The organism is Paenibacillus sp. FSL R5-0623 (assembly GCF_037974265.1).
Lineage (GTDB): Bacteria > Bacillota > Bacilli > Paenibacillales > Paenibacillaceae > Paenibacillus.
On sequence record NZ_CP150233.1, the window covers coordinates 6,223,964 to 6,249,059 of the forward strand.

At 45.7% G+C, this 25,096-nt stretch carries 21 protein-coding genes; 2 read left to right on the plus strand and 19 right to left on the minus strand.

Annotation, left to right across the window (positions count from 1 at the left end; genetic code table 11):
* Window positions 1-40: 40 nt before the first annotated feature.
* From MKY92_RS27315 to MKY92_RS27325, 3 genes are read right to left on the minus strand one after another with little or no spacing between them, the layout of a single operon-like run.
* On the minus strand, window positions 41-724 hold the full coding sequence (locus tag MKY92_RS27315) for a hypothetical protein (RefSeq protein ID WP_339298276.1): 684 nt from the start codon (window positions 722-724) through the stop codon (window positions 41-43).
* Window positions 725-758: 34 nt separating this feature from the next.
* Complete coding sequence (locus MKY92_RS27320; RefSeq protein ID WP_339298277.1) at window positions 759-1,487, minus strand: polymer-forming cytoskeletal protein; 729 nt, start codon at window positions 1,485-1,487, stop codon at window positions 759-761.
* A gap of 14 nt (window positions 1,488-1,501) precedes the next feature.
* On the minus strand, window positions 1,502-2,125 hold the full coding sequence (locus tag MKY92_RS27325; protein ID WP_339298278.1) for a YhbD family protein: 624 nt from the start codon (window positions 2,123-2,125) through the stop codon (window positions 1,502-1,504).
* A 274-nt stretch (window positions 2,126-2,399) separates the two neighbouring features.
* Here MKY92_RS27325 and MKY92_RS27330 point away from each other — a divergent pair, with 274 nt between their 5' ends.
* Complete coding sequence (locus MKY92_RS27330) at window positions 2,400-3,188, plus strand: alpha/beta hydrolase family protein (RefSeq protein ID WP_339298279.1); 789 nt, start codon at window positions 2,400-2,402, stop codon at window positions 3,186-3,188.
* A gap of 202 nt (window positions 3,189-3,390) precedes the next feature.
* Here the strand turns inward: MKY92_RS27330 and argH are convergent, their stop codons facing one another.
* From argH to argC, 7 genes are all read right to left on the minus strand, one after another.
* Window positions 3,391-4,794 (minus strand): argininosuccinate lyase, encoded by a 1,404-nt coding sequence (argH, locus tag MKY92_RS27335; RefSeq protein WP_036612430.1) that lies wholly within the window; start codon window positions 4,792-4,794, stop codon window positions 3,391-3,393.
* 107 nt (window positions 4,795-4,901) lie between these two features.
* Window positions 4,902-6,137: an argininosuccinate synthase gene (locus MKY92_RS27340; RefSeq protein ID WP_017692004.1), complete on the minus strand. Its 1,236-nt coding sequence runs from the start codon at window positions 6,135-6,137 to the stop codon at window positions 4,902-4,904.
* A gap of 283 nt (window positions 6,138-6,420) precedes the next feature.
* Window positions 6,421-7,386, minus strand: coding sequence for an ornithine carbamoyltransferase (gene argF / locus MKY92_RS27345; RefSeq protein ID WP_047840650.1), 966 nt, complete (start codon window positions 7,384-7,386; stop codon window positions 6,421-6,423).
* A gap of 186 nt (window positions 7,387-7,572) precedes the next feature.
* Complete coding sequence (locus MKY92_RS27350) at window positions 7,573-8,826, minus strand: aspartate aminotransferase family protein (RefSeq protein WP_339298280.1); 1,254 nt, start codon at window positions 8,824-8,826, stop codon at window positions 7,573-7,575.
* A gap of 358 nt (window positions 8,827-9,184) precedes the next feature.
* Window positions 9,185-10,024 (minus strand): acetylglutamate kinase, encoded by an 840-nt coding sequence (argB, locus tag MKY92_RS27355; protein WP_339298281.1) that lies wholly within the window; start codon window positions 10,022-10,024, stop codon window positions 9,185-9,187.
* 337 nt (window positions 10,025-10,361) lie between these two features.
* Entirely contained in the window at window positions 10,362-11,600 is a 1,239-nt protein-coding gene (argJ, locus tag MKY92_RS27360; RefSeq protein WP_339298282.1) for a bifunctional glutamate N-acetyltransferase/amino-acid acetyltransferase ArgJ, read from the minus strand.
* Window positions 11,601-11,729: 129 nt separating this feature from the next.
* The gene (gene argC, locus MKY92_RS27365; RefSeq protein ID WP_339298283.1) at window positions 11,730-12,779 is read right to left on the minus strand and encodes an N-acetyl-gamma-glutamyl-phosphate reductase; all 1,050 of its coding nucleotides are present in this window, start codon (window positions 12,777-12,779) and stop codon (window positions 11,730-11,732) included.
* A 330-nt stretch (window positions 12,780-13,109) separates the two neighbouring features.
* Here argC and cls point away from each other — a divergent pair, with 330 nt between their 5' ends.
* The gene (gene cls, locus MKY92_RS27370) at window positions 13,110-14,558 is read left to right on the plus strand and encodes a cardiolipin synthase (protein ID WP_339298284.1); all 1,449 of its coding nucleotides are present in this window, start codon (window positions 13,110-13,112) and stop codon (window positions 14,556-14,558) included.
* 275 nt (window positions 14,559-14,833) lie between these two features.
* Here cls and MKY92_RS27375 read toward each other — a convergent pair whose 3' ends face one another.
* From MKY92_RS27375 to MKY92_RS27415, 9 genes are all read right to left on the minus strand, one after another.
* Window positions 14,834-15,742 carry a YitT family protein gene (locus MKY92_RS27375; protein WP_339298285.1) on the minus strand — a complete coding sequence of 303 codons (909 nt, stop codon included), beginning with the start codon at window positions 15,740-15,742 and terminating at the stop codon, window positions 14,834-14,836.
* A 132-nt stretch (window positions 15,743-15,874) separates the two neighbouring features.
* Window positions 15,875-16,988 (minus strand): peptide chain release factor 2 gene (gene prfB, locus MKY92_RS27380; protein WP_101313559.1). Its coding sequence is split into 2 segments (ribosomal slippage): window positions 15,875-16,915 and window positions 16,917-16,988, totalling 1,113 coding nucleotides; the frame shifts between segments, so codons are not numbered across the junction.
* Between the two features lie 285 nt (window positions 16,989-17,273).
* Window positions 17,274-19,778, minus strand: a complete 2,505-nt coding sequence (gene secA, locus MKY92_RS27385) for a preprotein translocase subunit SecA (RefSeq protein WP_339298286.1) — start codon at window positions 19,776-19,778, stop codon at window positions 17,274-17,276.
* Window positions 19,779-20,761: 983 nt separating this feature from the next.
* Entirely contained in the window at window positions 20,762-21,325 is a 564-nt protein-coding gene (raiA, locus tag MKY92_RS27390) for a ribosome-associated translation inhibitor RaiA (RefSeq protein ID WP_036667734.1), read from the minus strand.
* A gap of 421 nt (window positions 21,326-21,746) precedes the next feature.
* On the minus strand, window positions 21,747-21,944 hold the full coding sequence (locus tag MKY92_RS27395) for a cold shock domain-containing protein (protein WP_024631599.1): 198 nt from the start codon (window positions 21,942-21,944) through the stop codon (window positions 21,747-21,749).
* Window positions 21,945-22,310: 366 nt separating this feature from the next.
* Window positions 22,311-22,646 (minus strand): hypothetical protein, encoded by a 336-nt coding sequence (locus tag MKY92_RS27400; protein WP_339298287.1) that lies wholly within the window; start codon window positions 22,644-22,646, stop codon window positions 22,311-22,313.
* A complete protein-coding gene (gene fliS / locus MKY92_RS27405; protein WP_251383480.1) occupies window positions 22,639-23,031 on the minus strand; it encodes a flagellar export chaperone FliS in 393 nt (130 codons plus the stop codon). Before fliS ends, MKY92_RS27400 begins: the two co-directional genes overlap by 8 nt.
* A gap of 13 nt (window positions 23,032-23,044) precedes the next feature.
* Complete coding sequence (gene fliD, locus MKY92_RS27410) at window positions 23,045-24,634, minus strand: flagellar filament capping protein FliD (protein ID WP_339298288.1); 1,590 nt, start codon at window positions 24,632-24,634, stop codon at window positions 23,045-23,047.
* A gap of 14 nt (window positions 24,635-24,648) precedes the next feature.
* A complete protein-coding gene (locus MKY92_RS27415) occupies window positions 24,649-25,029 on the minus strand; it encodes a flagellar protein FlaG (protein ID WP_339298289.1) in 381 nt (126 codons plus the stop codon).
* Between the last annotated feature and the right edge of the window lie 67 nt (window positions 25,030-25,096).

Below are 25,096 nucleotides of genomic sequence, written 5' to 3' on the forward strand. Positions count from 1 at the left end.
TATGACTGCATTAGTATATCCGAAAAGAAGTTTTCGTTAATCAGTCCAAGGACCGATTGCTTTGCAGCAAAACTTCCGATTGCGGATGAATTTGCAGAGATGAACGGTATTCCACTGTACCAATCCGGCAGCCAGGACCGATTTTTACTTTATCGCCACGGACAATCTCGGCCTCCGTATTCTCTAATTCAATATCATCACCTTCGATAATCTGTGCCTTGAGAATTGATTTATTCCCCGTAAACAAATCATTCAACCGGCCACTCTTCACCGAGATGATGGCACCGCCCATTTCCTTGACCTCGGATGGACCCATGATTTTGAGTGTGATGTGTTCAGCGCTGAGCATCCCTGCTATCGTCAAACGCCCGTTCAGCTTGATATTTTCCGCCTGACAATCCCCTGACAGATGAAGTTCACCTACCACTTTTATATGCTCAGCTTTGGCGTGCAGGCCAGGTGTCTGGATTCCATCCTCACCATCGTTGCTGGTCTCTCGCTCTGTCAGAGTCAGGGTTCCGGTAATTTTAATATCTGTGGATTCAAGTGATCCGTATATGACCGATGTACCCGTACATTTGAATCGATCACAAGATAGATTGTCGTTAAAGGACGCGTCCCCTACAACCTTGATCTTGCCGTACACGCCACCAGAAGAACTGCCATCACCAACGATGCTGATATCCATTTTTTTGTCCAATGAACGTCCAGGATTGTTATTCATGTCGATCCCATCCCTTTCTCTCCATATCCAAACTTTAAATTCGCTGACTGCTGCCCACCTTGGCATCCTGATCTACCTCAAGTTCACCTGAATACTCGACCAGCCTGATGTTACAGCCGCGGCCGATAAAAATGTTACTCCCCCGAACAATGTCAGCTTCGGTATCTTCCAGCACAATCTCATCACCCTCAATTAAGGATGTCTTAAAAGAAGGGCTCCCGCCCAGACCAATACTTTTCCAAAATCCATTCTGTTGTTCCTTGCGACGAATATCGATACGCTCTCCGCCAATCTCTTTAGCCGAAGAAGATGTATGCAGCCTGATCTCCACTGTTCCCGCATTCAGTAAACCGCTGATCTTAATATTGCCCCGTACATTCATGGACTCACATTGGACATCCCCTTCAATATCGATCACACCGCCAATATCAATTCGTTCCCCATCCACTCTTCCACGTACGGTACACTTTCCGTTCACTTCAAGCTCAGGGCTATGGAGATCTCCGTTAATCGTCGTCATGCCATCCACCCGAACACGAAAACTGGTCAAAGGACCGTTCAACGTACACATGCCGTTAATGGTTGCACTCTCGGAGGTCAAAGCGCCGTGCATCTTCAATGTCCCATTCACTTCCATAGAGGTGCAGTCCAGGTTGCCGTTCACCTTAGCCATGCCATCAATAGATACACGGTGAAAATTCCCGCCTGCCGTTTGACTTATGCCCGCCACATTCAGATCATTCCGCTTATTCCGCTCTTCCATAGATGATCCTCTCCTTATCCCAATTTGAGTTTTAATTCTTCCATAAATGTTCCTATCGGCTGCCTAAGAACCACTTTCACACCATTGTCAAAATAAAACTCCGTTCCTGCTGTTACCAGCATGAATGAAGGAACACCCATCTTACGAATAAGCACGAGTTCGCTGGGTTTGCCTGTAAAACGGTAATAATGTTCGGACATCACTTCGATCAGCAACGCGCCCTCTTGCCGAGTAATATCTCCGCTCATTAACAGCTTATCAAGGACGTAGAGCATCATAATCTGCTCCAAAACATACAGCGGTTGTTCTCGACCTGCTTCTTTTAACAGATCCAGCGAGATCTGTGAAACAATGTTTCGCTCTAATAGTTGCTGTGCAGACATCTCTACTTCACCCAACGTAGGTGAGAATACGTCTGCCAGCTCATCCAGCGATAATCCGTCTTTCATATTGAGAATCTTGTCAATGCGCAGTAAAATCTGTTGTTTGGGAAAAAAAGTCTCTTGTCCGGTGTAGGACGACTTCCGAATGAACCATTCTTCCGGAATGAGATTTTTCCGCTTCCAGCGGTATAACTGGCCGTATGAGATTCCTGTCAGGTCCAACAATTCTTTCTTGGAGATCAAATCATCTGTCATATATGGTCCCCCTTTTTATTGAAACGAGTGTAACATAACATTGTTACGTTGTAAACCACATTGAAGAATCGATGATCAGATTACAGATTTCCACTTTAACCACTGGTGTGAAATTCTTTGTTTTCTACTGTAGATCTTGTTATTGCAATGGAAGCGTAATGCGTATAACCTGTTACATATAAACACTTTGGAGGCCTAGGCATCCGATTTCCATCCCATCGTCTCATGTCAGAACACGTGGTTAACGAACTTATGAAAGGGGTTTCTTATACTCATGGCACTTATTAAATGTGATTTTTACTCGGATACGCTCGGGCTTAGCACCAGCATGCATGTCATTCTGCCGCAACAAACTCACAATCAGATCGGTATGGAGAATGTGACTGGCAAAGGGTTGCACCCAACCCTGTACCTGTTGCACGGTCTGTCTGATGATGATTCCATCTGGCTGCGCCGGACATCGATCGAACGTTATGTGGCCAACCTCGGGATCGCCGTTGTTATGCCACAGGTACACCGCAGCTTCTATACAGATATGGTAGAAGGCGGACGTTATTGGAGCTTTATCAGCGAAGAACTGCCGGCACTTGCTCGTTCTTTCTTCCCGCTGTCAGATCAACGGGCGGACAACTTCGTTGCCGGATTATCCATGGGTGGCTATGGGGCGTTCAAGCTGGCCCTTCGTAAACCAGATCAATATGCGGCTGCTGCCAGTTTGTCTGGAGCACTCGATATGTCTGCACATATGGATAGAAATGCATCCTCAGCATTACAACAGACGGAGTTACAGCGGATTTTCGGACCCGAGGTGGCAGGTACAGAGAACGATCTGATCCATCTGTTAAAAGAAAATCAATCTAGCGAAAGTCCTCGACCTTTGCTCTACCAATGCTGCGGAACAGAAGATTTCCTGTATGAGGATAATCAAACCTTCCGGCAAGCCTGTGAACAGACGAACTTCGAACTGACGTACGAGGAAGGGCCTGGTGAACATGAGTGGGGCTACTGGGATGCCAAGATTCAGGATGTATTGAAATGGTTGCCTTTGCCTAAGCGCGATTAGTGGAGCATTCGGAGCTACTGAGGATACAGAAGACTGGTACTCCGATGACAGAACAACCTTCCTTCCGTTTGCGGTTGAGTTGAATATATCTAGAGCACACCACTGTAAAACACAAAAAGCAGGCCGTTGAGAACAAAGTTCTCTGGCCTGCTTCTTTGTTGTACAGTTGTATCTGTAAGGGTACCTTATTATATCCGTGGTATTATCCGCGGTTCGTAATCCATTGCTCGGTGATCTCCAGTACCTTCTCACTGCGTCCAATCGCTTCGGCAACTTGACCCGAAGCTGTTCCGCCGTAAACATTACGAGCGTTCACAACCGCTTCCGGTTGCAGCACATCGTAGATCCGGTCATCAAACAACGGTGAGAACTGACGGAATTCATCAATCGTCAGATCCAGCAAATACTTGCTGTTCTGGATGCAGTACAGTACTGTTTTACCAATCACTTCATGCGCCTGACGGAAAGGTAAACCTTCGCCTACGAGGAAGTCGGCAATATCCGTAGCGTTGGAGAAATCCTGGTTGACCGCTTGACGCATTCGATCCTTGTTCACTGTCATTGTTGCGATCATTGGAGCAAACAGTTGCAGTGCACCCTCCAGCGTCGCTACTGTATCAAACATGCCTTCTTTGTCTTCCTGCATGTCTTTGTTGTATGCCAGTGGAAGAGATTTCAGTACCGTCAGCAAACCGATCAGGTTGCCGTACACACGTCCTGTTTTACCACGAACGAGTTCAGGAACGTCCGGATTTTTCTTCTGAGGCATAATGCTGCTGCCTGTGCAGAACGCATCGTCCAGTTCAACGAATCCAAACTCTGTGCTGCTCCACAGGACTAACTCTTCACTCAGACGAGACAAGTGAGTCATGATCAGCGAAGCTGCCGCCAGGAACTCAACGATGAAATCACGGTCACTTACTGCATCCAGACTGTTCTCGTACACACCATCAAAGCCCAGTTGTTCTGCCACAAAATGACGGTCAATTGGGAATGTTGTGCCTGCAAGCGCACCTGCGCCCAGTGGCAGGATGTTAATGCGTTTGTAGCTGTCCATCAGACGCTCTGCATCCCGTTGGAACATGGAGACATACGCCATCAGATGATGTGCGAACAGAATGGGCTGTGCCCGTTGAAGATGCGTATAACCCGGTACGATGGTATCGAGGTTATCTTTTGCTTGTCCAATCAGTGCTTCCTGCAAGGAATGCAGCATGCCTACAAATCCAACCACGCGCTCACGGAGGTACAAGTGCATATCTGTTGCAACCTGATCGTTCCGACTACGGCCTGTATGTAATTTGCCGCCTACAGGGCCAATCGTTTCGATCAGGTTTTTCTCAATATTCATGTGGATGTCTTCGTCCGATACGGAGAATTCCACTTCGCCCGCACGAATTTTGTGCAGAACGGTGATCAGTCCTTCTTTAATGGTCTCTACATCTTCCGCTGGCAGAATACCGCATTTGCCCAGCATCGTCACATGGGCCAGACTGCCCTGAATATCTTCCTCAGCCAAAGCCTTGTCAAAATTGATCGATGCCGTATATTCCTCAACCAAATGATTGGTTTGTTTTGTAAAACGTCCTCCCCACAGCTTGCTCACGGTGAGTACTCCCCTTTCGCTCATGGACAAAGCCGCTCCTGCCAGATGTGCAAGAACGGCCTGCCTTGTCATTTATATTGATATAGCTCTATAGATGCAGGTTGAAATTAGTTTTTGTTTTGCTCCACGCCGGAGTTTACTTTCAAACGCAGTGCATTCAGGCGGATAAAGCCTGTTGCATCACCTTGATCGTAGGCTTGCGTTGGATCAGCTTCCATCGTTGCGATGTCAGGATTGTAGAGGCTGACAGGACTTTTCACACCTGCGCCGATGATGTTGCCTTTATACAATTTCACACGAACGGTACCTGTTACATTTTTCTGGCTTTCAGTCACCAGCGCTTGCAGCGCCAAACGTTCCGGTGCGAACCAGAAACCGTTGTATACCAGTGTGCTATAACGTGTGATCAGGCTATCACGCAGGTTCATCACTTCACGGTCCATCGTGATGGATTCCATTTTGCGATGTGCTGTAAACAAGATTGTTCCACCTGGTGTCTCGTATACGCCACGGCTCTTCATACCAACAAAACGGTTCTCGACCATATCTACACGACCAATACCATGTTTGCCACCCAACTCGTTCAGTTGCTCCATCACTTGCAGTGGGCTCAAGCGCTCACCGTTCAGTGCAACACAGTCGCCTTGTTCGAACTCCAGTTCAACATATTCCGCTTGATCTGGTGCATCTTCAGGTGCACTGCTCAGCAGGAACATGTCTTTGTTCTCGTCCGCACTTGGATCGAACCAAGGATCTTCGAGCACACCGCTCTCATAGCTGATATGCAGCAGGTTACGGTCTGTCGAGTACGGTTTAGCCGCAGATGCGGTTACCGGAATGCCATGTTTTTCAGCGTAAGCAATCATCTCGGCACGTCCCGGGAACTGGTTACGGAATTCTTCCAGACGCCAAGGTGCAATTACGTTAATGTCTGGTGTCAGTGCAGCCGCGTTCAGCTCAAAGCGAACTTGGTCATTTCCTTTACCTGTAGCACCGTGAGCGATGGCTGTAGCACCTTCTGCACGAGCGATATCCACCATGCGTTTAGCGATCAGTGGACGAGCGATACTTGTACCAAGCAGGTATTGTCCTTCATAGAGGGCGCCAGCCTGGAACATCGGATAGATGAAATCTTTTGCGAACTCATCGCGCAGATCGTCAATGTATACTTTGGAAGCGCCTGTTGCCAGTGCTTTTTCCTCCAAACCGTCCAATTCATCCTTTTGTCCAATATCCGCTGTGAATGCGATAATCTCTGCATCATATGTTTCTTTCAACCATTTCAAAATTACAGATGTGTCCAACCCGCCTGAATATGCGAGTACAATTTTTTCCTTAGCCATGTTCAATGGTCCTCCCCAAGATCAGTTGCTATAAGTTAAACCCTTGTTCATCCACTGATCACTACGACTACAGAAAACCTTTTGATCGCTGTTATCCCCTAATTTTCTTGAATCCCTTTTAAAAGGAGAAAATTCGGTTATAAAGGCGAACGCTTCGCTTCTACAGGCTCTTTCTGTAATCTCCGTTTTTGTGTATGTTTCAGTATAAACTTATTAATCATTTATATTTTATCTATCATCGCGAAATCTGCGCCTAAAATCAACCCATTCAATGAAATAGCAGCTATTCGCTCATTAATGCAGCCATTAATGCTTTCTGTGCATGCAAGCGATTCTCCGCCTGATCAAAGATCAGGGAGTTCGGTCCGTCAATTACACCGGCACTCACTTCTTCACCGCGGTGTGCTGGCAGACAATGCAAGAACATGTAGTCCGGCTTCGCACCTTTCATCAGTTCCTCGTCCACTTGATATGCCGCAAATGCCTGCTCACGAATCTTCTGCTCTTCCTCAAAGCCCATGCTCGCCCATACATCCGTATACACGATATCTGCATCTTTGGCTGCTTCTTGTGCACTGTACGTTACAGTCACTTCAGAACCGCTCTCCTGTGCGATAATGCGCGCCTGTTCCACAACTGCGCTATCCGGCTCATAGCCTTCTGGCGTTGCTACAGCAACATGCATTCCCATCTTCGCTGCACCGAGCATCAGGGAGTGCGCCATGTTGTTGCCATCTCCGATGTAGGCCATTTTCAGACCTGCCAGTTTGCCTTTGTGCTCAAGCACCGTTTGGAAGTCCGCCAGTACCTGGCAAGGATGCGCTGCATCGCTCAGGCCATTAATGACTGGAACATCGGCATGCTCTGCCAGTTCAGTTACATTATGGTGTCCAAAGGTACGAATCATGATGCCATCCAGGTAGCGGGACAATACTTTGGCTGTATCATGTGTTGTTTCCCCGCGACCCAGCTGGATATCATTTTTGCTCAGGAAGAGCGCATGTCCACCCAATTGGAACATGCCGACTTCAAAAGATACACGTGTACGTGTGGATGATTTTTCAAAAATAAGTCCGATCGTTTTGCCTTTCAACGGTTGAAAAGGTACACCGCTTTTTTGCTTGCCTTTAATCTCAATCGCGAGATCAAGCAGATAACGAATCTCCTCTGCTGTGTAGTCCGTGAACTCGATAAAATCCCGGCCTCTCAGATCAATCTTCTGAATCTTTTCCGTCTGTTGTGCTGTCATCTATAATGTCCTCCTTATTTCCGGTTCCCTGCACCCGCATGGGCAGAAGAGAGCACCGTTAACATCGTGTTTGGTACTTCTCAAGTTTATCTTCCGCAAGTTCACCGCGCGGCTACAGGGATTCATCATCTCGTTCTGCTTCGAGGCCGGTAATGGCCCCGAGACAGAACGGTTCTCATTTTTATGTTAGGCTTTGGCCGTTACGTGCTCTTCGATCAATGTAGCTACCAGGGATACCGCCTCGTCGATCTCTTCTTTGCTCACATACAAGTTCGGAAGCAAACGAATCACATTCGGACCTGCAGAGACGAACAAGATCCCGCGTTTTTGCCCAGCAAGGACAATATCACCTACCGGCTCAGCACATTCGATGCCGACCAACAATCCCAAGCCACGAACTTCCTTCACAAAGGAGTTACCCGCCAAATGATCCCGCAGGGAGCTCATCAGGTATTCGCCCATCTCTGCTGCACGCTCTGGCAAGCGATCTTCCAGCATCGTTTCGATTGTTGCAATTACAACGGATGAAGCAAGTGGTGTTCCGCCAAATGTTGTCGCATGGCTACCTGGCGTGAATGCATCCCGCAGGAAACCTTTACCCAGCATCGCTCCTACTGGGAAACCACTACCGATACCTTTGGCAACGGTGAACACGTCCGGCTCAATACCATAATGCTCGTGCGCGAACAGTTTTCCTGTCCGTCCCATTCCCGTTTGAACTTCATCGACAATCAACAGCAACCCATGCTCGTCACACAGTTTCCGTACATGTTGGACGAATTCCGGTTCAACCGGATATACACCACCTTCGGCCTGAACCATTTCCAGCATAATAGCTGCTGTGTTGGGTCCAATTGCCGCTTCAAGGGCAGGGATATCATGCAAAGGTACGGTTACAAATCCGGCTGGCAATGGCAAAAATCCTTCTTTCACCTTATCCTGTCCAGTTGCTGTCAGTGTAGCAAGTGTCCGACCATGGAAGGACTGGGCAAATGTGATCACTTCATACCGATCTGTGCCTTTCACCTTCTGGTGATAACGACGTGCGACTTTAATAGCTGCTTCGTTCGCTTCGGCACCACTGTTACAGAAAAACACTGCGTCAGCGCACGTATTGGCTGTCAACAATGCTGCTGCTTTCTCCTGACCCGGAATCTGGAACAGGTTGGACACATGCCACAACTCATCAATCTGAGCTTTCAGCTTGGCTCCAACTTTCTCCGGTGCATGGCCCAGGCTAGTTACAGCGAGTCCGCACATGAAATCGAGATAGCGATTGCCCTGGTCATCCCACAACCAGCTGCCTTTACCTTTAACCAGACTGATTGGATAACGCGCATACGTTTGGAAAAGCGAGCTTTCCGTCTGTGCCGCTGCACCTGTTGCTGTTGCGCCCGCTACCGCTGTGCCAGAACCTGGCTGTTCGTTGCCTTTTGCCATGACCATATCACTCCTTATTGGTTGGTACACGCCTAAGGTGAATAAACATAACACTAGATCACTTCGATTGCAGTCCATCTTCCGAACGTATGCATACTTCCACTTCGATGACAGAACAACCTTCTGATCGCTGTTATCCCCGGATTTCTTTGATTAATTTTCTAAAGGGGGAAATCCATTGATAAAGGCGAACGCTTCGCTTCTTCAGGTTATTTCTGTCCTCTCCGTTCTTGCGTCTTTTCTTCAGATTGGCACTGCACTCTGCGTTATCGCGTTATGCCCAGATTCACAAAAAAGCCGTGCACATATTTTTTTATTTAATATAAGACTATTAAGACCCCAGCACACTGAGAGCAAATTATTGCATACGGATGATTCTTGTTCCGATGATTTCTCCGCCGAGCACTCGGCTCAGGATTTGGGGTTCGCTGCCGTCTACGATGACGACCTCACGTACTTGACCATGGATACAAGCGATAGCTGCACGCACTTTGGGAATCATGCCGCCATAGATTTCTCCAGTCTGGATCATGTCCTCAATCTCTTGTACAGATACGGATGGCAGTACTTTTTTCTCGCCGCCTACGTTCTTCATGATGCCAGGAACGTCGGTCACGACAATCATCCGGCTTACGCCGAGATGAGACGCCACTGCACCCGCAGCTGTATCTGCGTTGATGTTGTAGCGTTGTCCGGTTGTATCCACACCAACGGGCGCAATAACCGGCATATAACCCATGTTCACGATGCCTTGGATAATCTCTGCGTTCACACCAGTGACATCGCCTACCCAACCGATCTCTGCGTGGTTCGATACGGGCTTCGCCTGAATCAGACCTCCATCGACGCCGGACAAGCCTAGTGCACGACCGCCCACACGTTGAATCAGACGCACGATGTGTTTGTTGATGCTGCCCGCAAGCACCATCTCCACTACGTCCAGCACAGGTTCAGTTGTTTTGCGCAGGCCGTTAACGAATTCGGTTTCGATACCAAGCTTCGCCAAGTTATCTGAGATCGCAGGACCTCCACCATGCACGATTACCGGCTGTGTGCCCTGAGACTGCAGATCACGCAGATCCGCAAAGAAAGACTCGGGCAATGCTGCCAGCGTGCTGCCTCCACATTTCATGACAAACATCTGTTTCTCTGTGCTCGCTTCCGTTGCGGTACTCTCGTTTGGCATTGTTGAATTCATGAGGGCAAGCTCCTTCCATAGTAAAAATTACATTCAAAAAAATATAACACTTTTATAAGGTGACGAAGGCTGGTAGGAGTCCATTCCGAATTCGGATTGTTCTTTCGATCGCTGTTGTCTCCAGGTTTCTTGAATTATCCTTATATAGGGGAATACCCGGAGACAAAGGCGACCGCTCCGCTTCTGCAGAATCAATTCCGTCTTCTCCATTACTATCACTATATATCCAACACCAAACAACAAGTTTAAATTTCTTTTGATAATTTTTGAAACATCTCACGAAACAGCTTCACAATAGAAGACAGCTGTTTCGCAAAACTTTTATCCCAAAGACTAATCACGTGCGGTATGCGGCGTTAATTCGGACGTAGTCATACGTCAGGTCACAGCCCCAGGCTGTTGCTGTTCCTTCGCCGTGGTGCAGATCTACCACAATGCGAACTGTATCGGTCTGCAAATAGGCCAAGGCCGCTTCTTCGTCAAACACAACTGGGCGGGACTGCGCAAGTACCGAGATATCTCCCAAACGGATATCTACGGTATCCGGGTTCACCGGCTGTCCTGCACGCCCTACGGCTGCAATAATCCGTCCCCAGTTAGCATCTGCGCCGAACATGGCTGATTTCACCAGACTGGAACCGATGACAGTTTTCGCGATTGCTTGCGCGGACTCATCACTTACTGCTCCTGTAACTTCTACCTCGACCAGTTTAGTTGCTCCTTCACCATCGCGAGCAATGGCTTTGGCCAATACTTGGCATACATAGGTGAAGCCGGCTGCAAAAGCGTCCCAATCCGGATGCTCTGTCGTCAACTCTTCATTGCCTGCATATCCACTGGACATAGCTACCAGCATGTCGTTTGTACTTGTATCCCCATCGACGGTAATCATGTTGAATGTATGATTCGTAGCCTGGCGCAGCAGGCTCTGCAACGCTTTTGCACCAATGACCGCGTCAGATGTCATGAAAGCGAGCATTGTCGCCATATTCGGATGAATCATACCCGAGCCTTTGGCGGCTCCCGCAATCGTAACCGTCTTGCCGTTAACTATAACGGAGACGCAAGCTTCCTTTTTCACCAAATCCGTTGTCAGAATCGCTTGTGAAAATTGTTCCGCCTCATTCGACTCCTTGCCCATATGCGCCGGAAGTCCGGTGATGCCTGAATGTACAGCATCCATTTTGAGCAATTCCCCAATGACACCTGTGGATGCCACAGCCACGTCCTCTTCCGCCACACCCAACTCACGCGCAGCGGCCGAACGCATCGCATAAGCATCTTCTTCCCCTTGTTGCCCTGTACATGCATTCGCATTACCACTGTTAACGATAACAGCCTGAAGGCGTCCGTTGCTCAAGCTTTCGCGCGTTACTTTGAGTGGTGCCGCCTGAAACACGTTCGTTGTGTATACAGCAGCAGCTGTAGCAGGTACATCACAGCGGATCGCTCCGATGTCATTACGAGATGTCTTTTTCAATCCACAGTGAAGTCCACCAGCAGTGAATCCCCCAGGGGTTACAATTGTTCCGTTCTCAACCACGGTAAAAGTCTGTTGCTCCACATTCGTTCCCATATCATATCCCCCGTATGCGTTCAGCTATATGCTGATGATCGCTTGCTTAACCTTATCCGATCTCCCTAGTGACTCTGAGAGAGCACTTTTACACCGAATGTTCTAGTGCTCCTCCTGAATTCCAATCCCTTATGGATATACCGGTGTCATGTTCAGCCCGAGGTTCTCCTCCCATCCCATCATCAGGTTCATATTTTGAATCGCTTGCCCGGAAGCACCCTTCACCAGGTTGTCGATGACCGAAATAATCGTTAAACGCCCTGTGCGAGAATCCACCGCAAATCCGATATCACAATAGTTGGATCCGTACACTTCTTTGGTAGAAGGCCAGATGCCCGGTTCACGTACACGTACGAAAGGTCTGTTCTCATAATATTTGCGGTATAAATCTACGATCTCCCGGTCGCTGTGTTCCCCAACGAGGTTTGCATACATCGTACTCATGATTCCACGTGTCATTGGCACCAGATGTGTTGTGAAGGTAACCGTAACAGGCGTTCCCGTTATACTGCCAAGCACTTGTTCGATCTCGGGAATATGTTGATGTTTATTCAGTTTATAGGCTTTGAAATTCTCATTCATCTCTGCATAATGATTTGTCAGACTTGTTCCGCGTCCTGCTCCAGATACGCCTGATTTAGCATCAATAATAATAGTAGAAGGATCAATCCAGCCTGCCTCTACAGCAGGGATCAGTCCAAGAAGTGTAGCCGTTGGATAACAGCCTGGGTTGGATATAAAATTCTGTCCCTTCACTTCTTCGCCATACACCTCAGCCATGCCGTATACCGCTTGTTCCAGCAAATCAGCTGAAGGCGCCGGATGTTTGTACCACTCTTCGTACACCGTTCCATCCTTGAGTCTGAAATCGCCAGACAAGTCAATCACCTTAAGTCCTGCTGCCAGTAGGCTCGGTACGAGCTTTGCACTTACGCCGGACGGGGTCGCTGTGAATACCAGATCCGCACGACTCGCAATTTCAGCCGGATCTACACCGTCGAGTGGCCTGTGAATCACGCCCGTCAAATGCGGAAATCCATCTGCGATGGACTCACCACTGCTCGATGATGAGATCACCGATGTGATTTCAACCAGCGGATGGTTCTGGAAAAAACGAATCAGCTCCACCCCGCCGTAGCCGGTGGAACCGACGATTGCTACTTTTAATTTGTTATTCACTCTCGCTCCCCCAATCTCGATGTATGCGCTACTTGTGCTATGTCCTTCTCTGAAGGATAATCGAACACAGCAATTCCGTCGCTTATATGCATATTTGTGTATTATTATACGACTCTGGTTATATAAATACAACACTCTATCATCAATTTCACATGGATTTCCATCCAATCCGAACATATCTTTTTTAACATCTGGGACGAATAGGTATACATCTGTTAAAATACGTATTAGTAGGAAACATTACAATCAGGGTCTCATTCATAACTAACCTGCTAATCAAGGACATATGAATAGATTCATGATGGTCATAATGAGACATGGGGGACTATAGTGCATATCGAATCCATTTTACTTATTGTACTCCTTGGCCTGAATATTATTTTTGCGGCAGCAGTCGTTTTCTTCGAACGGAAGGATGCCAGCGCTTCCTGGGCTTGGCTGCTCGTCTTGAACTTTATTCCGGTGTTTGGGTTTGTACTTTATCTTTTAACCGGTCAGAATCTGACCCGATACCGGCTTTTCCAGTGGAAGGAACGTAAGAAGCTCGGGCTAGAGGAACGTATTGAAGCCCAGCTCACGCAGTTGCACGATAACCGCACCCCTTTCCGCAACCAAGCAACCGAGACTAGCCAGGACATGATTTATATGAACCTGAAGCAGAACGGTGCTCTGTTAACGGAGGATAATGCGGTTGAGATCATTACGGACGGAACAGACAAGTTCCAACGGCTCTTGGACGACATCGAAGCGGCTCAGGATCACGTGCACGTGCAATACTACATCTATAGAGGCGATCGTCTGGGTAAAAAAATCCGGGATGCACTTATCCGCAAAGCGCGGGAAGGCATCAAAGTCCGATTACTGTATGACGCGCTCGGATCACGGCGGGTTTCGAAACGCTTTTTCAAAGAATTGCGCGAAGCAGGCGGCTTGGTTGAAGTCTTTTTCCCCTCCAAATTCAGTCTGATCAACTTGCGTATGAACTACCGGAACCACCGGAAGATTGTCATCATCGATGGTAACCTGGGGTACACGGGCGGGTTTAATGTTGGAGATGAGTATCTTGGCTTGAACTCAAAATTCGGTTACTGGCGTGACACACATCTGCGTATTCAGGGAAATGCTGTCCATGCGCTGCAGACCCGTTTCCTTCTGGACTGGAATGAAGCGTCCAAACAACACGACACACCTTACGTTCCGGCGCATTTCCCTCATATCGAGGGCACAGGAAAGATTGCCATGCAGATTGTCTCCAGTGGACCAGATGCAGAGACTGAACATATCAAGAACAGTTATCTCAAGATGATTAACGGGGCCAAACAATCGATTCTGATTCAAACGCCTTATTTTATCCCGGATGCCAGTGTATTCGAAGCTATTCGTCTCGCGTGTCTGTCCGGCATAGATGTTCGCATCATGATTCCAAATAAACCCGACCATGCCTTTGTATATTGGGCTACGTTATCTTATATTGGTGAGTTGCTGAAGGTTGGCGCCAAAGTATTTATATATGATAATGGCTTCATTCATGCCAAAACACTTATCATTGACAGTTTGGTTGCATCCGTGGGAACCGCCAATATTGACTACCGCAGTTTCCGGTTGAACTTTGAGGTTAATGCCTTTATGTATGATGAAGCAATTGCAACAGCACTTGTACAAACCTTTGAGCACGACCTGCATGTATCGCGGGAAATGACGCTTGATGAATACCAAAAACGCAGTCTGATCATCCGCTTCAAAGAAGCGATTTCTCGTCTGCTGTCTCCGATTCTGTAGCGGTGGCACTCCAATGACAGAATCAACTTCCGATCGCTGTCATCCCCAGGTTTTTTTGATTTCTTCTTTTTGAAAAGGGAACAATCCGAGGATAGCTTACACTTCCGAAGTAGCTTCCTGCAGAAAGCTTTTAGGCGAGCGCTTCGCTTCTTCCGGCTATAAAAACAGGCACATCCTCTCCCGTCATTTTGGAGAAGGATGTGCCTGTTTTTTTCTTGTTTTGAACTCCCAAACTTATTAAGCCTATATGGCTCACTCGATATTCTTCACGCCGTTCACACATGTTCTCCACGCTTAAAACCTTCGCCGAGCACTTCGTGCGCGTTACTGATAATGACAAAAGCTCCCGGGTCCACAGACCGGATCAACGCTTTGAGTCTTGGCACCTCATTTTGCCCAACGACTACCATCAGTACGGTTCGCTGATCGTCAGTGTAACCACCTTTGGCTTCCAGCTTCGTTAATCCGCGATCCAGATCATCCAAAATCACTTTGCTAATCGCTTCCGTCTGGTTGGAGATAATATACGCCACCTTGGAAAAGCCTAGGCCCATCTCAACGGCATCGATCACTTTACCGGTAACATACAACCCAATCAGCGCATAGAGAGACTGCTCTAATGACAACACAAATGCAGCCATAATAATAACCGTAGCATCCATGATGACTACACACAATGAATAACTCAGTCCACTGTATTTCTGTACGATTCTGGCAAGAATGCTCATGCCACCTGTTGATCCTCTACCTCGGTATACAATTCCAATACCTAGACCAACGCCAATCCCACCATAAAGTGAACCAAGTAGCGGATTCGTTGTTGGAGTGGCCCAATCCTTCGTGAGATAAACTAACAGTGGCAGGACAATACTGCCCAGGACTGAACGAATACCATACTGCTTACCAATAAGCAGAAAACCCGCGATTAGAAGTGGGATGTTAATCGCCCATTGGGTATATGCCGGTTCCCAATTAAGCCATTCCTTGCCCAGGATCGATAACCCGGACACCCCACCTGAAGCGATCTGATTCGGTAATAAAAATAAATTAAAGGCCACTGCAATTAAAAACGAACCTAAAATGATAGATACCGTGTCCACGACGTTTCTCCATGGACCATTGAGTGGAATGAGGCTAGTTATCCTCTTTTTGCGGTTATTATGAAATTGTGATCGTTGTTGCATGTTCTCGTGCTCTCCTTTTATGTGACTGATCAGTTGATCGCTCATTTTTTCTATCCTATAAAATTATTCAAAAAAAAGCTCCTGCACACACCAGCATACGCCTACACGTATGGGTCCATACAGGAACTTATATTAATCGGTTTCTACTTTAATCTGGCTGCGCAAATAACCATCGATGAATGCATCGAGGTCGCCGTCCATTACTGCCCCTGTATTTCCAGTCTCTACGCTTGTACGGTGATCCTTTACCATACTATAGGGATGGAACACATAGGACCGAATCTGGCTACCCCATGAAATATCCGACTGATCTCCTCGGATTTCATCCAGCTGTTGTTTTTGCTCTTCAATTTTACGCTCATACAATTTCGAACGAAGCATTTTCATCGCCCGCTCACGGTTCTTGATCTGTGAACGTTCATTCTGACACGTTACAACTACACCTGTCGGAAGGTGGGTAATCCGCACGGCTGAGTCGGTGGTGTTGATATGCTGTCCACCCGCGCCACTCGCACGGTAGGTATCAATCTTGAGATCCTCTGTCCGAATGTCCAATTCAATCGTATCATCAATCTCAGGAACCACATCACATGATACGAAGGAAGTATGCCTACGGCCCGATGAGTCAAAAGGAGAGATCCGCACCAGTCGGTGTACACCCTTCTCGGCTTTCAGATAACCATAAGCATTGTGCCCCTTGATCGATAGCGTGACACTCTTGATCCCCGCCTCATCTCCTGGCAGATAATCCAGCACCTCAACCTTGAAGCCACGCTTCTCGGACCAACGTGTGTACATCCGGAGTAACATTTGTCCCCAGTCCTGTGACTCAGTACCACCTGCCCCCGGATGAAGCTCTAGAATGGCATCCATCTTATCATACGGCTGATTCAGGAGCAGCTGAAGTTCGAACTCTGCCACCTTGCTCACGATCGCTGTGACGCTTCTACCGATCTCTGCAGCGAGGTCTTCGTCGCCTTCCTCGTCAGCCAGTTCTACCATCATCACCGCATCATCATAATCCTGTTGGAGTTTGGTGTATTGATCCACAGATCCCTTCACCGCATTTAGCTCAGCGATTACGGATTGCGCCTTGTCACTATCGTCCCAAAAATCGGGGGCAGACATCTTCACTTCGAAGTTGCCGATCATCTCTTGCTTCAGATCTAAGTCAAAGAGACCCCCTAAGGTTTGTTAGTTTCTTGCCTATTTCACGCAGGTCATGCTTCACGTTTGGATCGATCATGTGCAATTCCTCTTTTCATTAAGATAAGCTCCCCGCATCCAGGGCATTCCTCCAGATCAAGTAAGTGATGCGCCACCCTGGTGTTGAGACTACTGTTGTATCAGTATATCTCTTCCCCGTGATCATGGTCATATTATTATAACTATGCACCATTAATCGGATTTGCATCCTTCACTTCATCCAATGAATACCCGGCTGCAAGGAGCCGTTCATGTCATGCTATTTAAGTTGACCTAGTAAATGTTACACCAGCCACTCCGATTGCAGTAGCATCTTCCGATCGCTCTACTCTTGACCGTGGCAGTGTTTGAACTTCTTGCCACTACCGCATGGGCATGGATCGTTACGCCCGATTTGGTCAGAAACCTTCACTGGACGTTTCTCAGCAGGTTCACCGCTTGTCGAGATCTGGCTTTCCTCAACAACCGCTTGACGCTCCTGATTGCTCTCGATCTGTGCTCTCATCACATAAGTCGCTACTTCTTCCTGAATCGAAGCGATCATCTGATGGAACATCTCGAAGCCTTCGAACTGGTACTCACGCAGTGGATCTGTACCGCCGTAGGCGCGAAGGTGGATACCTTGACGCAATTGATCCATAGCATCAATATGATCCATCCACTTGCTGTCTACTGCACGAAGCACAACCACTTTCTCGAACTCACGAACCATATCTTCGCCAATTCGCTCTTCACGTGCATTGTACTTGTTCTGAACTCTCTCGAACAGATACTCGATAATCTCTTCTGCTTCCTTGCCCCACAGATCATCTTTTGTTACCGAACCATCATCCAGCAATTTACTGTTCATGTAATCGGCAACTTCCTGCAGCTCCCAGTTTTCTGGAATATCGTCACCACAATGTGCTTCAACGATACGTTCAATGGAAGGTTTGATCATATCCATAACGATTTGTTTAATATTTTCGGACTCCAGTACCTCGCGGCGCTGTTTATATATAATTTCACGTTGTTGGTTCATGACATCATCATATTGGAGAACGACTTTACGAACGTCAAAGTTGTTACCTTCAACACGTTTCTGCGCTGATTCTACTGCACGGGTAATCATCCGGCTCTCGATCGGTTGGTCTTCTTCAAAACCAAGGCGTTCCATCATGTTCAGTACATTGTCTGCACCGAAACGTCTCATCAATTCATCACCCAGTGACAGGTAGAATTGTGTTGAACCCGGGTCACCTTGACGTCCTGCACGACCACGCAGCTGATTATCAATCCGGCGTGATTCGTGACGCTCTGTACCGATGATATGAAGGCCGCCTACTTCAGCTACACCTTCACCCAAAATAATATCCGTACCCCGTCCAGCCATGTTGGTTGCAATCGTTACCGCACCCGCTTGACCAGCTCCTGAGATGATCTCTGCTTCTTCCGCATGGTACTTGGCGTTCAGTACCTGGTGTTTTACACCACGGCGTTTGAGCATGTCAGACAGGCGCTCCGAGTTCTCGATGGACACTGTACCTACCAGAACCGGCTGGTTCTTACTGTGGCGTGCCACGATCTCTTCTACAACGGCATTGAACTTGCCATCGATGCTCTTATACACGACATCTGCCATGTCATCCCGTTTGTTCGGACGGTTAGTTGGAATCTGCAGTACTTCGAGACCATAGATTTTTTTAAACTCTTCTTCCTCGGTTTTCGCTGTACCCGTCATACCCGCAAGTTTACGGTACATCCGGAAATAGTTCTGGAAGGTAATCGTAGCAAGCGTCATGCTCTCATTTTGTACTTCGATGCCTTCTTTGGCTTCAATCGCTTGGTGCAATCCATCACTGTAACGACGTCCAGACATCAGACGACCCGTGAATTCATCAACGATCATAACTTCCTCATCACTGACCACATAATCCACGTCACGACGCATGATTGCATTAGCTTTCAAGCCCTGTACAATGTGATGGTTAAGAGTTACATTGGCATGATCATACAAGTTCTCGATACCAAATGCTTTCTCTGCTTTTGCCACGCCTGCCTCAGTCAACGCTACGGATTTCACCTTAATGTCTACCGTAAAGTCTTCTTCCGGCACCAAACGTTTCACAAAACGATCTGCTGCATAGTACATATCCGTCGACTTCTGAGCTTGTCCAGAGATAATGAGTGGCGTACGCGCCTCATCGACCAGGATGGAGTCTACTTCATCAATGATACAGAAGAACAATGGACGTTGTACCATTTGCTCTTTGTACAGCACCATGTTGTCACGCAGATAGTCAAAACCAAACTCGTTGTTCGTTCCGTACGTAATATCACATGCATATGCATGTTGTTTCAAAGCATGGTCCATACCGCTCAGGTTAACCCCTACCGTCATGCCCATGAATTCATAGATTTGTCCCATTTCCTGGCTATCCCGCTGTGCCAAATAGTCATTGACTGTGACCACGTGTACACCTTTGGACATCAACGCGTTCAGATATACCGGAAGTGTTCCTACCAGCGTTTTACCTTCACCCGTTTTCATCTCGGAAATACGGCCTTCATGCAGAGCTATACCGCCCAGCATCTGTACATCGTAGTGACGTTTGCCCAGTACACGGCGTGATGCCTCACGTACGGTTGCAAATGCCTCTGGAAGAAGCTCATCTGTTGTTTCTCCCTTTTCAATACGAGCACGGTATTCGTCCGTTTTACCTTTCAGTTGTTCATCAGACAACGCCTGAAATTGTGGTTCCAGTTTATTGATCACATCGACCGTCTTCATCAGACGTTTAACATCACGTTCATTCATGTCGCCGAAGATCTTTTTGACAAGTCCTAGCATGGTATACCCCTTTCGTGCAAAACAGAATAGACCCCCTGTTGCCGCCACGCGACACCATCGGATGGATGTTGCATCCACTTACCCGGGGGTGACAAACAATATGATTTGAGCTTAATGAAGGTACACTTCATCAACTCAGTTGCCAGAATGTCCTTTCGATCGCTGTTATCCCCTGATTTCTTTTAAACTCTCTTCGCAGAGGGGGAAATCCGGGGATAAAGGCGAACGCTTCGCTTCTACAGGTCATTTCTGCCCTCTTCGTCATCCGTGTAAAAATCAAATTCAAATCATATGCTAATAAGTAATATGATGAATCAACTCCAGGCTTGCCAAGGGTTCCTCATGAAGCTGATTCGGTATTCAAACGGATTCGGTTATTAAATATCTAGCCGAAGCCCGAGCCTTGCGAATCATGTTCATGGTGCTGTGCCTGTCATTGATTGTGATTAGCGATCATTCGTTGACAATTCCTCATCAGGACAATGATTCTCTTTGCATAAATTGTAACAGTTTGTAAGGGCCGCCGCAACACGCCACGTCACACTTCTTTGAACTTCTGAGACATATCAAATGGAGTTTAAGTGCAAAAAATCATAGTCGTTAGCGGAAGCGTCCGATTGTCATGTTTCCATTTTGCAGGGTAGACAGCCCTGTCAACGAATTTTGATGGTAAATTTGGATGGAAATCTCAATATCCAGTTCTCGAATGTAGGTATACCAATATTTTCGTAAGCATCGGAATCTGGCAGTAAACTTTTACAGTTTGTGCTTCTTCTTACTATCTATTAGACGCAGCAGCATAGGGAATAGTTTCACCATTTTATTTCCAAAGGTCATTTCCCAGCTCATCTACGCACAAAAGAGCCCCATCCCCTAAGGGATGGAAGCTCTTGTTAAGTCTAATCCAGGAATCTACAGTTCCTGTGTTCATTAATATTAGATATTCATATGCAAGTTCGATCCGATGATCCTGTACGTTAAGATTAACCTTGTTCGATCAATCCGTACTTACCATCGTTCCGTTTGTAAACAACGCTAACTTCTTCACTGTCAATGTTGGAGAATACGAAGAAATTGTGGCCAACCATGTTCATTTGGAGGATTGCCTCTTCCACGTCCATTGGTTTCAACATAAAGCGTTTCGTCCGTACAACTTCAAAATCATCGTCATCCGTATCCGTATCCAGTTCAGCTGTAGCTACAGTACCTGTTGGATCTTCAACGAAGAGTGTTTTCAGGCTGCCTTCCTGGCGGAACTTACGGTTAATTTTGGTTTTGTGTTTGCGGATCTGACGTTCCAGCTTGTCCACCACGGAGTCAATGGATGCGTACATATCGTCGCTCTCATCCTCAGCGCGGAGCACAATGCCTTTCAAAGGGATCGTCACCTCTACCGTATGCAAACCTCTCGTCGTGCTCAATGTAACAGCACCGTCAGAGTTAAGGGGTGCATCGAAATACTTCTCGAGTCTACTCAACTTTTTGTCGACATAATCCTTCAAAGCATCAGTAACCTCGATTTGTTGACCTCGAATACTTAAATTCATAGGGCACTCCTCCTTTTTCCTTTGCCACTTCATTATAACACGAATGTAAGCGCCATGTAAAAACTCCCGGTGACCGAATAATGACATCTGTTCAAGCCACATCTGCCAACATAGGCATAACGCCATATTTCGCGATATTTCATCATATTCAGCCATAATCGAATATTTACTTGGTATGAATTATTTGGCGCTTGATGATGTATTTAACCGTTTTTAAGCTTGCTCAATCTAATATGTAAAATGAACTTTAATCTATCTCTTAAATCGATTAAATTTACTAGAATTATGTGTCTAGGATGATCCTCAAATCTTAAATCTATGAGTACAAAAAAAGACCCCGGAACATACCGGAGTCTGATGCTAGCGATAATTCAATTTGGTAACCATCTAACCATATATGTAGGTCGGATTGTCCGGATGATTATAATTTGATTACGTTAGCTGCTTGCGGTCCACGCGCGCCTTCGACGATGTCGAATTCTACGGATTGACCTTCTTCCAAAGTTTTGAATCCTTCGGATTGAATTGCGGAGAAATGTACGAATACGTCGCCGCCATCTTCAGTCTCAATGAAACCGTAACCTTTTTCTGCGTTGAACCATTTTACTTTACCTTGCATGCACTAACATTCCCTTCGTCATCAAATGAAGTGAAGCTTTCGGCCTTAACCTCTGCCCACAATTCAGATGATACCACCCAAAGTTATCCATTGTCAATTGGTAAAGTAAATGTTTTCTTGGAATTTTTTGTAGATTAATTGGGGATTGTGTTGAATGGTGGGATATCTTGAATATATCAGGTAATTGGCGGGTTGGTAAGTTTAATTTTATCCTGTTTTGAAATGTAAAACAAATGTACGATGATTATTTCATATTAGACCTGGTGATAATCTACAGAAGAGAATGGTATTAGAAAAAATAATATATTATAAGAAAATAATAAAAAGTGAACAGACATAAAATTTTATGTTTGCTCACTCTTTTTATTATTTTTTTCTATCCATTAAAATGCTTTCAGGCGAGAAGTCACTCTCGTATGCATTACGCTGAGCCTTTGCCTGGTTACGCTTCATAAGCCAATCCTGAGCTTCAACACGTAGTAAATTCATTCGGCTTAAAATAGCATCATCATGGTCTGTTAACGCAACAATTCTAGCCTTCTGAGCTGAATCAATAGAAACATTGTTTAAATGATCTTGAATACGTTGAATGATTATTCCTCTTTTGTCCACATATTCAACCAATTCTTCATAATTCGCGTCTGACAATTCACTTATTATATTAGAGTTTAATAGTTCTAATTCTGCTATTAAATCATCCATGTGCACTCTCTGACTGCGATACAGCTATTTTAGAAGCCTGTATCCATGTTTCACGTAAGTCTGTAAGATACCCAATGGCTTCTTCAGCTTTATCAGGTTGTTTCTGAATATTAGCCTGTACTAGGAGATAATTAGTATATTCATACATTGAATACAATCCCTTTGAAATCTCAACGGAGTTGTCCAAGGTACTCATAAGTTCGCTAATAATAGTCTGAGCTTTACCCAAGTTAAGACTAGTCGCTTCATAATCATTTTGTTTCAATCCTTCAATACCGGTACGTGCAAATCGTATTGCACCGTCATACAACATAACAACGAGTTGTGAAGGAGACGATGTCTGAACCGAAGATTGCCGATACTTATCATAAGGAGATTTAATCATGTATTCACCCTCTTTAAGAATTCATTCCCAAGCTTGAAAACAAGCTAGAGGATTGGCTGCTAAGTTTACTCATAGCTGTTTCCATCGCAGTGAATTGTTTATAAAACCGTGTTTCAGCATTGTTCAAATTAGTTAGCATAACACTGATTCTATCATTATATTGTTTAAGTCTTTTTCCCATAACACTTTGATCATTAAATGTGGTGGTTAGATCTGTTGAGAACTTACTTGTACCCACACGCTTTACCATACTATCAAGGGTTTCAGTGAATTTAGATGCTAATTTATCAAAAATCCCACTTTCCGAATCACTAGCAGGACCTTGGAGTAAATCAATTGCTTTCTGTGGGTTAGCAGCCAGTGCTTGTTTCAATTTCGCTTCATCTAGCTCTAGCTTACCTTTGGTATTGTAATCTCCCAGATTAATTCCAATTTCTTTTAAGTTTACAACTTCTTTTGAAATAATGCTCCGCATTGAAGAAATTGTGCTTCGGAGAATGTCATCATTCTTCAAAAGTCCGCTTTTTGCTTTTTCTGTCCAGTTCTTTATGTCATCGTCCTTCATTGCCGATTTCTGCTCATCCGTCAAAGGTGTAAAATTACGATATTTGGCTTCATCTACTTTCGAATTCAGTAAATTAAGCAGCGAATTATAATCTTCTACAAAATTTTTAATATTTTGTACTGCCGTTTCAGTATCTGATTGGATTGAAATCTCAGCGGGTGTATCAGTTGTAACACTACCCACTGTGGTGGATGTTTCTTTTAATAAAGTTAAGGTTACACCGTTGACCGTGAAACTATTACTATTATTTTTAAATTCAACACCATTAACTAACGATATAGAATCTTTCCCTGTCTTTTCAACAAACTCTGTGGGATCGTTAACAGAATCATAACTTTGGTTAAATAATTTCAATGTGCTATTATCACCACTTGAGATTATTTCATCTGTATTACCTAAAGTACCACCTTTTTTTGAGGTAAACATCAATTTACCCGTAATTTCATCAAACTTAGCAGTAACATTTGACTTAGAGTTGCCGTTAATTGTGGATACTAGAGTTGCGATGGACGTAGTTCCATTAAACAATGGCTCCCCCTTATCGTCCTCAAAAGTAACCCCACCAATTGTTAATGGATACACTGCCTTGTTATAAGTCTCACGATCAGCATCAGTTAATACTGCCGGATCTGTCACACCATCACTAATCATTTTCAGGTCAGCAAGAGTTTTGGAGCTAGAAACGCTCTGCCCCACACCCCTTGTCTCCACAGTTTTGTTAGAAGCTAGTTGTGTTACACTTACCTTCATGTCTATTCCTGTAGCTGAAGGACCTGCCTCTGCTCTCACTGCTGTAGTATTACCATTAATAACTGATTTGTTCGTATTTAGGGCTGCACTTTTTCCGTACTTATCAACGAGTTTGTTGGTTCTAAACTCAACTAGCTTACTATTAATCTCTCGGTAGCTATCTCTTGTCCATTCTAAGATTTGTTTTTGCTGATTCATTTTGTCGAGTGGAACTCTCTTGGCAGCCATCATACTTTTGACCATACTATCAATATCCATACCCGAAAAACCATTAATACGAGTTACCATACCTTATCCCCTCTCTATATCTTCTCATCAACTAATATTCCGGCAATTTCCATCATTTTAGCAACTAAATCTAATGTCTTCTCTGGTGGAATTTCTCTAATCAACTCACCCGTATCTCTATTAAGAACTTTTACCATAATATCATGAGTTTTCTCATGCACGCTTATCTCTAAGGTTGTCTGAGGGCCCTGTAAGGACTGCACAGCACGCTCGATCGTTTTAATTAAATGTTCATCAGCAATAGAGACATTAGCACCTTGCAATTCTCTTAAATTCATCTCTTTCGTATTCTTTATAGCAGGTGTTGAGGTTACTGATTCACCCGTTCCTGAAGCATCAGATCTGGGCTGTCCGCTAACTGATCCTGAAGCAGATAGAGAAAGCTGTACATTCATGAGTCTATCCTCCAACAAAGCTTATTTATATTATATATCGGTTGCACTCAATCATATATTTAGGAAA

Excerpts from the sequence above, each read along its gene's own strand:
- MKY92_RS27315 (WP_339298276.1), bottom strand. The coding sequence starts at position 724 with ATGAATAACAATCCTGGACGTTCATTGGACAAAAAAATGGATATCAGC.
- MKY92_RS27320 (WP_339298277.1), bottom strand. The coding sequence starts at position 1,487 with ATGGAAGAGCGGAATAAGCGGAATGATCTGAATGTGGCGGGCATAAGT.
- MKY92_RS27325 (WP_339298278.1), bottom strand. The coding sequence starts at position 2,125 with ATGACAGATGATTTGATCTCCAAGAAAGAATTGTTGGACCTGACAGGA.
- MKY92_RS27330 (WP_339298279.1), top strand. The coding sequence starts at position 2,400 with ATGGCACTTATTAAATGTGATTTTTACTCGGATACGCTCGGGCTTAGC.
- MKY92_RS27340 (WP_017692004.1), bottom strand. The coding sequence starts at position 6,137 with ATGGCTAAGGAAAAAATTGTACTCGCATATTCAGGCGGGTTGGACACA.
- argF (WP_047840650.1), bottom strand. The coding sequence starts at position 7,386 with ATGACAGCACAACAGACGGAAAAGATTCAGAAGATTGATCTGAGAGGC.
- MKY92_RS27350 (WP_339298280.1), bottom strand. The coding sequence starts at position 8,826 with ATGGCAAAAGGCAACGAACAGCCAGGTTCTGGCACAGCGGTAGCGGGC.
- argB (WP_339298281.1), bottom strand. The coding sequence starts at position 10,024 with ATGAATTCAACAATGCCAAACGAGAGTACCGCAACGGAAGCGAGCACA.
- argJ (WP_339298282.1), bottom strand. The coding sequence starts at position 11,600 with ATGGGAACGAATGTGGAGCAACAGACTTTTACCGTGGTTGAGAACGGA.
- MKY92_RS27375 (WP_339298285.1), bottom strand. The coding sequence starts at position 15,742 with ATGCAACAACGATCACAATTTCATAATAACCGCAAAAAGAGGATAACT.
- secA (WP_339298286.1), bottom strand. The coding sequence starts at position 19,778 with ATGCTAGGACTTGTCAAAAAGATCTTCGGCGACATGAATGAACGTGAT.
- raiA (WP_036667734.1), bottom strand. The coding sequence starts at position 21,325 with ATGAATTTAAGTATTCGAGGTCAACAAATCGAGGTTACTGATGCTTTG.
- MKY92_RS27395 (WP_024631599.1), bottom strand. The coding sequence starts at position 21,944 with ATGCAAGGTAAAGTAAAATGGTTCAACGCAGAAAAAGGTTACGGTTTC.
- MKY92_RS27400 (WP_339298287.1), bottom strand. The coding sequence starts at position 22,646 with ATGGATGATTTAATAGCAGAATTAGAACTATTAAACTCTAATATAATA.
- fliS (WP_251383480.1), bottom strand. The coding sequence starts at position 23,031 with ATGATTAAATCTCCTTATGATAAGTATCGGCAATCTTCGGTTCAGACA.
- fliD (WP_339298288.1), bottom strand. The coding sequence starts at position 24,634 with ATGGTAACTCGTATTAATGGTTTTTCGGGTATGGATATTGATAGTATG.
- MKY92_RS27415 (WP_339298289.1), bottom strand. The coding sequence starts at position 25,029 with ATGAATGTACAGCTTTCTCTATCTGCTTCAGGATCAGTTAGCGGACAG.